Genomic DNA, 12,771 nt, shown 5'->3' on the forward strand with positions numbered 1-12,771 from the left:
TTTGTGCATTTTCGGGGATTGCTTTTTGATAAAAATGCCTGATAATCAATTGTTTATACTCTAAAAGGGAAGCCTAAGAAGCAGTTTTTGAAGTAAGAGATTTTTGACAAAGCTAGCTTTTTATTTTTTCTGAAATAAGAAAACGTGTAAGGATCACCAAAACTTTGTCTCAAAAAGTTTTTGGGATCCTTACAAACCTACTAGAACCTTAACTGTAAATTAAGCTTGAAATAAAGCTTTCCATCTTTTTCAAGATATAACTTACCAAACCTATGTCTTGTGGTAGATGGAGTATCAAATTTTATATGGTTAAATAAGTACGACTTTAGCGATTCTATATCAATGATATGAAATGCTACAATATCTCCTTGGTTCTTCATAACTATAGTACCCTTAGATTCGTATTTTCCATCCCATTTAGTGCCAGCAAAAAAACCAAGCAACACTCCAACTAATAGCTCTTCTACTTTTCTGGTGAGGAAAATATCATCTTCGTAACCTATTTTTGATTTTAACTCTCCTTTTTTGTGAATACTATTGATATTTTTTTCAATTGAAGAAACTCTATCCTTATAGAAGGTTAACAACATTTCACCTACAATTTCAGGCATTAATGAGTCTATCAATTTTAAATTATAATTTAGCGTATCTTTTTCTGGTGCTATAAATTTGAAACTACCTCCATACTCTTCGATAATCATAATCCTATCTCTCAGTTTGGTTGATGTGTCAATTGAGTTTACCTCATCTATTCTGGCACTATCTATACCCTCAACTTGGAAAATAAAATTTGTATTCCCTGAAGCATTTAGCAGAGTAGGTTTTGCACCTAGGTAAGACTTTATACCAAAACCTTCATTAGTGATTTCAAATTGTTGGTTGATATTTCCATCAAGTACAATATCAGATTTTTGATTACTATTACCTCCTTTAATTACAGTGAAACCCAGCTCATCTTGAATTATTTTGAACTCAGGTATTTCGAAGGTACTTGAATTTTCCTTAATTGAATTTGTTAATAGGTTGATTTGACTCTGATCCAATATCTGTGATAGTTCTATTGTCTTGTTGGTTCCGTTCTGCTTATCAACTATATCTATCTTGAATTCATCAAGGATATGGAATTCAGAATTAATATTCAATGATGTAACCTTGTTAAGGTTTATAACATCAAGTTTAGGCTGTAGCTCTGAATCAGATAGAAAGACTTTTTTCTCTAGTAGCAGTTTCACAAAGACTAATAACTCCGTCCACTCTCCTTTGTTTTTTGTTTTTTTCATAGAATCATTTTGGTGTTGTAAATTATCTAGGTATTTAATCATATTTCTTCCAACCGCTTCCACGGCATCAATAGCAACACTATTTCCGAGTTGCTTAATTGCCTGAGTTGGACTTACAGGGAAATCGAAGTCCTCTGGAAAGCCTTGCATTCTTTTTGCCTGTACATAAGATAGTTTTCTTACTACTCCATCTACAAGGTACGAGTCCCAATTTCGCTTATCACTGATATCAGAACCTCTACCACCTACACGTAGTGTAAAACCTATATCTCTACTGCATTTACCTTCCCAAACATCGCTCATAGTAAACTTTAGAGGCGTTTGCTCAGGAAATGTGAAACCGTTGAGAAATGAATCATTTTTGAATCCAATCATGAAGGCTCTTGGTCTAAGCTGGGGTAACCCATAATCACAAGCATTTACGATTTTAAAATAGAAAGAGTAACCAAGCTCATTTTGCAAAATTTGGCGAATTACTTTAAATGTTCTACCATTATCGTGATTCACGATACCACGAACATTTTCAAGGAAAAAGGCTTTTGGTTGCTTTGCTTCGATTATGTCAACTATGTTAAAAAAAAGATTTCCTCTTTCTGAGTTGTGATTATCTTCAAATCCACGCTTATGGCCAGCTTGACTAAATGGTTGACATGGGAACCCTGCACACAATACGTCGAAGTCAGGAATGTCAGAAGGTGTTATAGTTCTGATATCAGCATTGAAAAGTTCGTTTTCAAAAATGAACGGTGAGATTTTAGAAAAGTTTGTTTCATAAGTTTTTCGTGCATGCTGATCCATCTCTGATGCAAAAACACATTCTCCTCCCAAACGGTGCATAGCTAGATGAAAACCTCCAATACCTGCAAATAAATCAATAAACTTAAATTTCGCTTCAAACATATCTTTCAATCCTTTGTATCTAAATAAAGCTCAAAGATACAATTAAAGACTTATACGCATTCAAAATATAATATTTCTTGTTTCCAATTATTGTCATGCTTACTTACGATAAAGCTAAAGATTAGTGACAATTTGAAATTAAATATTCGTTTTTGAATCATAAAGTTTTGAGGAACTTTAAACAAGAACCTATTCTTTTCTTAACGGAGTACAATTGGTGATTGACAACTAGATTTTTAGTGCTTTAAGTTAGAGTATATCTACTATGTTTTTTATAAAAATTACACTTGTTCTATGTACACATCAACATTATATCCAGCGTCGAAGTATGGGGCATTATCATCATCGGCCTCTTTTCTTGTGTCTCTGTAGGGACCTGACCACTTGGGTCTTTGACCAGCTTTTACATGAAAACCTCTATAACGTAATGCCTCTTCCAAGGCTTTCATAAATTCAACTGCGTTGATTTTTCCACTAAAAAAATCTTTTTTTAACTGTGTTCTTTTTTGATTTGCCATGGTTTAATTTTTATATGTCATAAAAGGAATAGCTACTGATAGTCCAAATTGAAATTGCTTCCAACCCTTTTTATCTTCATCAACTAGTTCTCGTGTAATGTCTTTATATTTTGCAAAGATCTCCACATTATAAAGACGCTTCCCCCCAGTACTATTTAGTCCAAAAATAAATCCAGCACCAAGATCATATAGATTGTCCTTAGTATCACGCCAGTCTGCTAATGCAAAAGCGTGCCAACCGAAATTAAGATCCTTGCCGAAGAAACGATAATAATTGATGGGTAGTTGAATAGTAGTATAAATTTCAACACGGTCTGTATAGACAGTATATTCATTGCTTGATTTTCTGGTAGTAGAACCACTTGCAATTATCTTTTCCTCAGTTAGTTTCGAAGATGTTAAATCTTCAAGATTAGTTGTCCTTTTGAACAGTAAGGCAATATTTAGTAGACTCGCCCTTCTTACAGGTTTGTAGAAAGAATAGAAATTGGCTTGTAATCCTAAAGTTAATCCAGGAGTTTTAAGTTTAGTAAGTGCATTTTCATAACGTAATGAATCATAGTAAGTTCGATAGGCAACTCTATCCCAATTAAAAATAACACTAAGCCAATTTAGTCGCATTCCTGCAATTGGTCTTGCTATTTCTACTTCGTAAATCTTATCATCATAGACTTTCTTTACCTTGTTAATAACTGTGTCCTCGTAAGATAAATTAATCCTGCTTAATCCATATTTTCTTGACAAATATTGTTCTCTTTCAGTTCTATCTTCCCATTTTACAGTTGGATCTATTTGGGACACCTCGTAAATTTCTTCTAATTTTGAAATATCCCTATTTAATTTATTAATTCTTTGTCTTTCATTGAATATTCTAGCATTTGTGATAATTAGCAAGTCGGTAAATCGCAAACGACATGTATCCGAGGAGCATTTAGATATTAGATCTGTCAAAAGAACGACATCTCTACTTGCATTATCAAGTTTGACTTTAGCGTCTGAGATATTTAGTTCTACTTGTTTTCTTTTTAGTAAGGTTAGCCTTAATGAATTTTTTATACTGTCAATCTTGTAATCTCTCTCAATTTCCAAAGTTTTCCGTTTCTCAATCATTTCTTGAGTTTCTGACCCCAATGACCCAATATTGGGCTTGTTCATTCTCCAGCTGAACTTAAGCCCTAAGTCAACCCCTGTATTTAAGGTTCCGCTTTCAAATAAAGTTGCAACCGTTCCCCCAACAATAGAGCCGCTACTATTAAACCCAACTGCAAAATATTCAGTCTTTCTCTTTTTTGATAAGTAGTTATTAACACTAAAAAAATAATTTCCAGAAAGGGTAAACTTCCCATCTGTGGGTACAAAGGATACGTAATTAGCCAGATTGGTAACATCGTCAGTGCCTGCAACCATTTTACCAAAAGCACTTTTACTTATGCTGTCTGCGGCACGTCTGCTAATTAAGTCGCTAAGGTCTTGTTGACCCTGAGCTTTGCTGATAGCTAATGAAAAAGAACATGTCAAGACTAAAATATAGAATTGATATTTCATACTGATGATTTGTAGTTAAAGAAATGAGATTTTAAAATAGATAATAGTTTGATTAACTAACGGAGGGCTTTTTACAGGTTCCCAGATTTCGCAAAATAGACAGGGCTTGGCTTTTATGGTCGTTTTCCATATTACATAAACCTTGGAACTGCTACGAAATTTATAATTAAAAGTTGATGTTAGGGTAAGAAGCTTAGTAGTATACTTTCAAGTTGGAGAAAAAGTAAAATAGCGAACAAATGATAAATTGCATACAGTAGCCCGACTATAAAGCTAAACCAGATAGATGTTGTTGGCAGGTCGCCTCTAAGATTCTTTATTAGCTTCTTTCGTCAAGAAAATTAAAGGGAAAAACTTAAGTTTTTTATTTACTTTATCTTCCTTAGTTTCATGCCAAGGATATCCAACAATTTAATATTTGGGTTCAGAATCGACTGCATACTGGAAATCTATTTTTTCAATAGATATAAAATTATACCTTGATTTTAAGTCTTCAACAACATTATCATCAATTTTTCAAACTGCAATATAAATTCTGGCTCCTTATTCACCTACTTCGGGATTTACATATTTCACTATTCCATTGAGTATATAGAAAGTGTCGTCAATCATAATTCCAATATCTTCAGGTCTATTTCTGTGTAAGACGTGTCCATCTGTAATTAAAAAAATTGTGCTAAAAGTACGCCACTTGAATTTGGGCCAAGCTTAATTATGTTTGTTGTATTGGGGACTTTTGTATAAAGTTGAGGTGTGAATTTTAAAATTTCTCTTGCACGTTAGCCAACGAAAAATCCTACATAATTCATAACTATAACAATTCCTTTTTTATGAATTAGTTTTCATTAAACTATCATTTTAGTCTTGCCATCCACTTTTAACTTTAGGTAAGTTTTGTAGTATTTCGTATACTTTTTGATACTCTATCGATTTTTCTTTGAACTATTCTTCAGTCCCTTTTCATTTTGCATTCAACAAAGAATCATCTACCTTTAATTGATCAAAAGCATAGTATGATAGTTGTCTTAATCTTTCTGTTTATTATCGTTTGCTCATGCTGCAATTTACTTAAATTTTACAACTTCAAACTACCGAATAATAAGAAATGGAGTTTTTTATTATTTACAAACCAAAGTATAATGCTTTGAATCACAACGTAATATAAATAGGAACCTATATAGCATAGACCCCTATTTATATCAATAAACAAGTAGATACTCTGGTGACAAAATATACCTCATAGTCTCCTCAGGAGTTCCTTCGTTTTGGCATTTTGTGTAAACTATTCTTCCATCCTTTCAGAATCCCACTGCATAGCTTCCTAATGCTGTTTTGCCTCCTTTTCTGGGATAAATGTATTCGCCTTTTTCTGACCAATAATCATAAAACTTATTGGTATCTATTACATCGGGGTTTGTTCCTTGTCCATTTCCTTGTGTGTTACTAGAGCTACTATTGTTGGAGCTGTTACCAGTATTGTTGCTGTTTGTATTATTAGTGTTTTAATCGTGAGTTGTATCTACACTGTCAATCTGGTTACTTACCGTTGTGTTGGTGCTATTCTTAGGGGATTTATTGAGAAAATAGGCGAATACTACTACTGCTATCGTAGCGGCAACTATTAAGAGTTTTTTCATAGATTATTGATTAGGTCTAAAAAGTTTGAATGTTAGAAAGGCAAGAAAAATAGCACTGATGGAGATAAGTAAGACTCTAATGGTTTTCCCTTGTTGGACTGTTACACTCGATGCGTAAGCGGAATCACTTCCATATTTTTCTTCATCGGTTTCTAATTGGGTTCTATTGGTTTTGCCTGTTTCTGTGACTTGGAGGACGTTTTTTACTGCATTGCCTAGGGATGATATGCTAGAATTTATTATGTTTCCAATATCTGCTATGTTTGCCATATTATTTCTTCTTGAAAAGTGATACGCTTAAAACTGTGATTCCTGTGGCAAAAGCAATCAGGAGATACGTTGTAAGCTTTTTGTTTTGTTCGACTTCTTTTTGATAGGCAATCCCATCATATTTTGTTCCTTGAACGGATAAATAGGTAGTATTGTCTTATGACTGACTACCAAATAGACCTCCCACAATGCTACTGACTGTGCCAATTATGTCATTCATATTTATAGGTTTATTACTTGAGAAATTTTGATAGCAAAATGTACTTTTTTCCCTAGTATCAAGTTGGCAGCTCTATACCATTTTGCTATCAATTTTATGATGTCGACTTAGTGTTTAGGTTCTGCTTCTGAAAAACCTGATGAAATTTTGCTATCAATTTTTAGTTGGTTTTCGCCTGAGCATAGTGTGGATATGCTACAGTGCTTTGTATTTTGCTATCAATTTCTCATCTAGAGAGCTGATATCTCATTCCTGGGATTTTCAATTTGCTATCAAAATTTCCATCCCCATGTCACCGACTTGTTTCCTAAGTAGAACAAGGCAGCTCCTAGCAATGGAGTCCTAACCTTTAGCCAGACAATTTGAAACTTTTGATTCTTGATTATTTTGGTATCTAGCTTAATGATTTTCGAGTAATCAGGAGCGTTCTGGTCGGCTAGGTCGAAGGATTGGGTGGCTGCTTCAATGGCTGGTTCGATCACTGTTTGATTGTTGCGAATGAGGGCATTATATCGAACCAGTAGAGAATCATATCGCAAACAGTCAGCCACGATATTTCGTAGCTGTAATGGCGTTATCAGGTAATACTTATTTGTAAACCTTGATTGGCTTAGGCTGTTCGCATTGGTCTGTGAATAGGGCTTCAATGGTAGATATTTATGAAAGACACTAGAGAAACGAGTGAATCCTCGAGACATCTAAGCCTCCAACAAACACGTATTATTGGCAAGTTTAGCTTACAACTTGCAGAAATATCTACGCTTCATTGTGAAAAAACTAGACATATTAGCCCTTGAGGATGCTTCGCAAAAACTAAAAAAACAGCCCTCTCTTAAATCGTTTTAAAAGAGGGCTGGATATGTATTCGGTAAGAGGGTTTTTAGAGAAAAAGAGTTGTACAAAGGCTACCGCTGTTAGCTGCTGCCCTTCTGTCTATAATATAATTGGCAAGTTCCATTTATGATACAACTATTGGTTCTGCAACTGGCGGTAAAATAATATTATTCATGTTGTTTAATTCAAGTATTACTGGTTGTTTCAACTTTAGTGCTTTGCCGATTACTACACAATGTCTTTCTTCTAGTGTCGGCAGTAAATTAGAATAGTCAGAGCCAATGTAGTTTTCCAAAAATTGCTTTCCTGTGTCGTCAAATACTCGCAAAGCAAAAATTGTGTTGCATTGGTTCAAAATACTCTTACTGATGTTTGCCGTTCTTTGGGTTATTACCATTGAGCCTAAGCCATACTTTCTTCCCTGAAGAATAACTTTAGCAGTGCCATTGGTTGCATTCTTATCTCCTTCATTTGAAACTGAATTCCATTCTGGAACAAGCGAGTGTGCTTCTTCAAAAACAATTAAGTAACGAGCCTCGGCTGTCTCTCCTAAAGTGTGGGCTTTAACTATTAGCCTTTCAGAAATCAACCTCACTTTTTCTGCTGGGGTCAAATCAATTTTGTGAGTTATGTTGAACTGACTTCCTGCTTTTGAAACATTATGTAAGTCGGGATTTATTGTCAAAACCCGTCTATCAGTAGCAACAAAAGCATCAATCTCATCTTGTATCGTTGTTTTGTAAAGTGCTTCATTACCCCATGATGCAGGATTTGCTGGAACACCTGTGGCATTTCCTGCTTTTAAAGCCGTAAGACTTGCATCAGAAAAATCTGTTTGAATTAATGTAGGGTCAATGTATTTCGGTAATTCCTTTGAATACTGATTGGTTAGGTCAAGACAAAAGATTTTTACTTGTGTTGTTGAAAGAAGTTTTTGAAGAATTTCAAATGTTAGGCATGATTTACCAATTCCAAGAATTCCAAGTATTGCTGTGTTATGCGTTACGAGTTCATGATGGTTTTTTATCGGAATACCGTAATTAGTGTTTGGAAGTTTACCGATAAACTGACTTGCATTGTATTCTATTTGTAACGGGTCGAGCAAAAAAATAGGGGTATAGATTTCAGGCAACCATTTAACTGTGTTCAATTCTTGACTAGCTGCATCATATTTTCCCAATTTTTGTGCAGTGCCAATTGTGAAACCATGTGTGTCTTTATACTCTAAAGTCTCTTCATCTGTTCTTGCATCAATTATTTGATAGATAACTTCCTCACCGGCAATTTCGGTTTGAATAATACTTCCCTCTCCGATTCCTCTCTCTTTTTGAAGTTCGTCTGTAAAAAGCTTATTGAATTTGATTTTATTAATTGTTGAACCTTCCCATACATTGCCAATGATGCGTTTGAATTGAGCATTCAATGGATTTGTGACAATTACCGCTTTGACACCATCATCTAAAGCCGCAATGTCAAGAAAATAAACTGCATTTGTTTTTGAGAAAATGGTTTTCTCGCCTGTAAGTGGCAGAAGAGACTTTATGTTGAAGGAAATTAGATTTTGGTTTTGGTCTCGAAGGGACAAAACCTGAATCCATTTTTTCCCTAACAAGATTCTTTCGCTGAGAATAATTCCTGCAACTCCGTTTTTAACGTTTTCAAGGTAAACCAATTTTCCCGCCAGTTGTTCTTGTCTGAAAGGATTGTCGCTTGATAACTCCACATTGTAAAGGTCCGTGCTTTCGTGTCCGATTATTTGTCCTAAATATTTTGCGGGATCAGTCTTCGATGTGATGTTACTCCATAATGAATAAATGAATACAACCACCCACACTATTGGTTTATTCACTGCAAGTAGAAAACCGAAACCAATCAGAATTGGATATTCGGTAGGCCTGAAGCGAAAAAAAGAAACTACTATGTCAAAATAGAGGAGAGTAAAAACAATTTCTGGTCTTGAAATTTTGCAAATAAAATCAACCGCAATTCTTTGTTGCTTTTCAAATTTTTTAAACCCATGAAGGAAAATCAAAAGCAATCCTGAACCTGTAAATAGCACACAAGAAATTAGCCAATACTGATAGAGTGATAAACACTCCTTGCTGTTAAGTCCGACTAGAAAAAGAAATATTGCAACCCATCTTGTAATTACGTCTACGGGCTTTGAAAAGTATGGTTCTGTAATATAGGTGCTTAAAATAAGAGCAAGACCTGTTGCAATAAAGACAGCATTCAGATTATTGTTTGTATCGATTAAAAATTTCCAATCGCCTGAAAAATAAAAGCCGAGCCCAAGAATAAGTGCTACGTAAATAAATACAACCGCAAATCTTTGTTTGATGTTTAACTGCATTGCTTTTGTCTTGGTTTATTTTTTTAGTTGTGTCATAGTTTGCTCAAAGCCCAATGTTTCAGTAAGCACAGTCGTCATAGGGTTGCGGCTAACTTTTTGGCGCTTGGCGCAGTGTTGGATTTCGGAGCACAAAACTGTCAATACAACACATAAGTTGATTCGAAGTAGAATATTCAATAAACCACTTCATCAGCCATTGAGTCAAACGCCTGTAACCAGCTGGCATTATTAGTTTGGGTATCTTACAGCAGGTTGCATCAAATTTTGGTTAGTTATTTCACAGGCAATTTGGTCAATAAATTCCATTATTGAACCTTTGATAAATTCAGACAAAAGCCAGTTCTGTTTAAGCTCAAAGTGTCTGTATAAAACGGTAGGTTGGTAACGAGCCAGTTCGCTTAGTCTATGCATTGAAGCAAACATAATTGTCAATGGATGTCGGTCAATACAATTAGGTTGCCCTGTCCTTTTTATGTACCATAGTGTATTTGCCCCAAAAATATAATGTATATTTTTTCTAAGTTTTCCATGATAATTAGTCAATCTCAAAACGTTGTTACCTTTTTTTGCACCTGAACGATACCATTCAAATCGCTTTTTCACTCGGATTATAAACTTTTCTGGTACACCGTTGTCCTTCTCAAATCCCAAAGGTGTTAGTTTATTAATAATGTGTTGATTTCTGTAATTTTCAGGTAGTTCCGCACAAAGTCAAGATTGCTTTGAACCATCCTTAATCACAAAATGAGGGTTTACTATTGGGATAAATATTTCTGGATATCCAGATTGGAAAGTTAGATTGAAACTTCTGTGAATGAATGGCAAATTATATAGTAAATTTTTCAATGAGTATTGTTCACCATTACATAGTTCGCCAAAATAGGAACATAGGCTTGCAAGAATTCCATTTCTATGAAATGTAATAAGTTCATTTTTTAAATTTGTGTCACCTGATTGGATTTTCCCAGTCGCACCGTGCATTTCTGCAAATGTTTTTCCCTTAACAGTTAACAATGCCTTAGTAGCATTTAAGAAAGCATAATAAATAGTCAAAGGTGATGCAGTGTCAGGGATGGTTAAACTAGCGTGATAAAAGTTTTCCGCTTGTTTCCAATATTTCAAAGCTTCTGTTTGTTTTTCCTTTTGCAACCACATTTCTACGTAATCCCAGTGATTTCTAACTAGTACGGTTTTGTCGTTAAAGTCAGGACTTACAATTGCTTTCTGTAGTCTAATGCTTTTACTATTATGTTTTATTGGCTTAAATCCCATATTTTAGTTTGATGTCGTTTGGTCGTATGCTTGCTGGTAACGACCGATTATTGCCGAAGGCGGGATAATTGATGCTCTCTCCGCCCAGAACTGCAGCCAAATAATGTTTTAAGAACCTGAAGTTAACAACTAAATGCTGAACAGAATTACTTCAAGCTTTGATGAGGCACAATAGCGATTTGCTGATGATTTTTATACCTTCTGCCCTGCTTTTGGCAATACCTTTGTTACATGCAGTTTACTCAATCTGACTTATTATTTTCATTATTCAAAATAATTCGCCAAGAATCAAGCAGTCTTTTCTCTCTCTCTTTTTGTTCAAGTGGGTAATAAATTATGTATATAAACCAGACGTAAACAACTCCAATAACTAAATATAATAATGGAGCTAAAAAGTTTTGGGCAGCTGCGAAATCAATTTTTTGCTTTATAAATTGATTTAAATAGCCCACACATAAAATCGTTATTCCGATAATAAAAAAAATATATCGCGTTGTTTTTGAATATCCGAAGTGTTCTCTTTTCATTTCATTTCTCCTGAATTTCTCGAAGTTAATTTCCCAATCAGAAAGTTCAGCTGAAATTAAATAAGCCCTAAGAATATAGAATTGTTTTGTAAGGCCACTGGTTATTATGCTCAAATATGTCAAGACTCCCAAAAAGAAAAGCACAAGGAAAAACTCATATTTTATGGTATATATTTCTAAATTGAATTTGTCTTTTTGTGTAAGAGATGCCATGAATAGCCCAAAGACAGTAATAGTCAATATGACTAAGTTATATCTTTGGTTAAGTATTTGATTTATTTCTGCATGTATTTTGGCTAAGTCAGCTTTCTCTGAATCTTTAAGGTCTTTTCCCATTTAAAATTAAATTTAGAGTGAGGTTCATGAATCAACTTAATTGCCTGTAACTCGCTAGTATGCGAAAGTTTTGTATTGTTATAAACTAAATACACCTTGTAATTAATTTATATAACATACTAATAATAACTCTCAATTATCTATTGCTTACTTAAGGAGCCTAGCTTCCTAAGCAATTTATTAAAATTTCATTACGATTTACTACCGAATAATAAGAAAAGAGACCATGAAATTAGAAATAACAAATTTATTGACTCAAATCAATATACGTTTTTACCAAAAATATTTATGTAAACGAAAACCTTGACATAAATACTCACAAGCATTCATATCAAGGTTAGTAAAGAAGAGTAAAAAAAATCTACTTTTTTCTTATCGCAGAGACAATAGTTGCGATTCCTAGAATAAGAACTAAACCATACAGAATAAAATTTGTAACCTTTTGTTTGGCTATGTTCTGTTCCAAAATTGTAGTTCTTTGTTGCATTTCTGCGTCGGTGGTATCAGTGCCACTACCAAAGAGTGAACTGAGTAATGAGGTAATTGCTTGCATTTTGCTATCAATTTTTAGTGGGTTTTCGCCTGAGCATAGTGTGGATATGCTACAGTGCTTTGTATTTTGCTATCATTTTTTCATCTTGAGAGATGATATCTTAATTCCTGGTCTATACATTTGCTATCAAAACTTCCATCCCCATGTCACTGACTTGTTTCCTAAGTAGAACAAGGCAGCTCCTAGTAACGGAGTTCTGACTTTTAGCCAAATAATCTGAAACTTTTGGTTTTTAATGGTTTTGGTATCTAGCTTAATGATTTTCGAATAGTCAAGAGCGTTCTGGTCTGCTAGGTCGAATGATTGGGTAGCAGCATCAATCGCTGGTTCAATAACTGTTTGATTGTTACGAATGAGTGCATTGTACCGAACCAGTAGTGAATCATACCTCATGCGGTCAGCCACGATATTTCGTAGCTGTAGTGGCGTTATCAGATAGTACTTATTTGTAAACCGTGATTGGCTTAGGCTGTCCGTATTGGTCTGTGAATAGAGCTTCAATGGTAGAATCAGGCAGAGCAAGGAT

10 protein-coding genes and 1 pseudogene are annotated in these 12,771 nt (G+C 34.4%); all 11 read right to left on the bottom strand.

What is annotated here, in order from left to right; translation table 11 throughout:
- Positions 1-200: 200 nt before the first annotated feature.
- Positions 201-2,180, bottom strand: a complete 1,980-nt coding sequence (locus GVN22_RS25855) for an HpaII family restriction endonuclease (protein ID WP_166553905.1) — start codon at positions 2,178-2,180, stop codon at positions 201-203.
- Positions 2,181-2,461: 281 nt separating this feature from the next.
- Complete coding sequence (locus GVN22_RS25860; RefSeq protein WP_166553906.1) at positions 2,462-2,698, bottom strand: hypothetical protein; 237 nt, start codon at positions 2,696-2,698, stop codon at positions 2,462-2,464.
- A gap of 3 nt (positions 2,699-2,701) precedes the next feature.
- Positions 2,702-4,243, bottom strand: coding sequence for a hypothetical protein (locus GVN22_RS25865; protein WP_166553907.1), 1,542 nt, complete (start codon positions 4,241-4,243; stop codon positions 2,702-2,704).
- Between the two features lie 1,502 nt (positions 4,244-5,745).
- On the bottom strand, positions 5,746-5,880 hold the full coding sequence (locus GVN22_RS28120; protein WP_255494278.1) for a hypothetical protein: 135 nt from the start codon (positions 5,878-5,880) through the stop codon (positions 5,746-5,748).
- 3 nt (positions 5,881-5,883) lie between these two features.
- On the bottom strand, positions 5,884-6,150 hold the full coding sequence (locus GVN22_RS25870) for a hypothetical protein (RefSeq protein ID WP_166553908.1): 267 nt from the start codon (positions 6,148-6,150) through the stop codon (positions 5,884-5,886).
- 492 nt (positions 6,151-6,642) lie between these two features.
- Positions 6,643-7,017 (bottom strand): hypothetical protein, encoded by a 375-nt coding sequence (locus GVN22_RS25875; RefSeq protein ID WP_166553909.1) that lies wholly within the window; start codon positions 7,015-7,017, stop codon positions 6,643-6,645.
- Positions 7,018-7,328: 311 nt separating this feature from the next.
- The gene (locus tag GVN22_RS25880; RefSeq protein ID WP_166553910.1) at positions 7,329-9,557 is read right to left on the bottom strand and encodes a helicase HerA domain-containing protein; all 2,229 of its coding nucleotides are present in this window, start codon (positions 9,555-9,557) and stop codon (positions 7,329-7,331) included.
- A 228-nt stretch (positions 9,558-9,785) separates the two neighbouring features.
- Positions 9,786-10,829 (bottom strand): annotated as a pseudogene (locus tag GVN22_RS27940) (YaaC family protein).
- 242 nt (positions 10,830-11,071) lie between these two features.
- Positions 11,072-11,692 (bottom strand): hypothetical protein, encoded by a 621-nt coding sequence (locus tag GVN22_RS25895; protein WP_166553913.1) that lies wholly within the window; start codon positions 11,690-11,692, stop codon positions 11,072-11,074.
- Positions 11,693-12,053: 361 nt separating this feature from the next.
- Complete coding sequence (locus GVN22_RS25900; RefSeq protein WP_166553914.1) at positions 12,054-12,245, bottom strand: hypothetical protein; 192 nt, start codon at positions 12,243-12,245, stop codon at positions 12,054-12,056.
- A gap of 126 nt (positions 12,246-12,371) precedes the next feature.
- Positions 12,372-12,771: hypothetical protein (locus GVN22_RS25905; RefSeq protein WP_205691043.1), on the bottom strand; the 400-nt coding region annotated here is incomplete at its 5' end.

The organism is Cellulophaga sp. BC115SP (assembly GCF_009905545.1).
GTDB lineage: Bacteria > Bacteroidota > Bacteroidia > Cytophagales > Spirosomataceae > Flectobacillus > Flectobacillus rivi.

Bases quoted from the DNA above. Each gene is read 5' to 3' on its own strand.
- GVN22_RS25855 (WP_166553905.1), bottom strand. From the start codon at position 2,180: ATGTTTGAAGCGAAATTTAAGTTTATTGATTTATTTGCAGGTATTGGA.
- GVN22_RS25860 (WP_166553906.1), bottom strand. From the start codon at position 2,698: ATGGCAAATCAAAAAAGAACACAGTTAAAAAAAGATTTTTTTAGTGGA.
- GVN22_RS25865 (WP_166553907.1), bottom strand. From the start codon at position 4,243: ATGAAATATCAATTCTATATTTTAGTCTTGACATGTTCTTTTTCATTA.
- GVN22_RS28120 (WP_255494278.1), bottom strand. From the start codon at position 5,880: ATGAAAAAACTCTTAATAGTTGCCGCTACGATAGCAGTAGTAGTATTC.
- GVN22_RS25870 (WP_166553908.1), bottom strand. From the start codon at position 6,150: ATGGCAAACATAGCAGATATTGGAAACATAATAAATTCTAGCATATCA.
- GVN22_RS25880 (WP_166553910.1), bottom strand. From the start codon at position 9,557: ATGCAGTTAAACATCAAACAAAGATTTGCGGTTGTATTTATTTACGTA.
- GVN22_RS25895 (WP_166553913.1), bottom strand. From the start codon at position 11,692: ATGGGAAAAGACCTTAAAGATTCAGAGAAAGCTGACTTAGCCAAAATA.
- GVN22_RS25900 (WP_166553914.1), bottom strand. From the start codon at position 12,245: ATGCAAGCAATTACCTCATTACTCAGTTCACTCTTTGGTAGTGGCACT.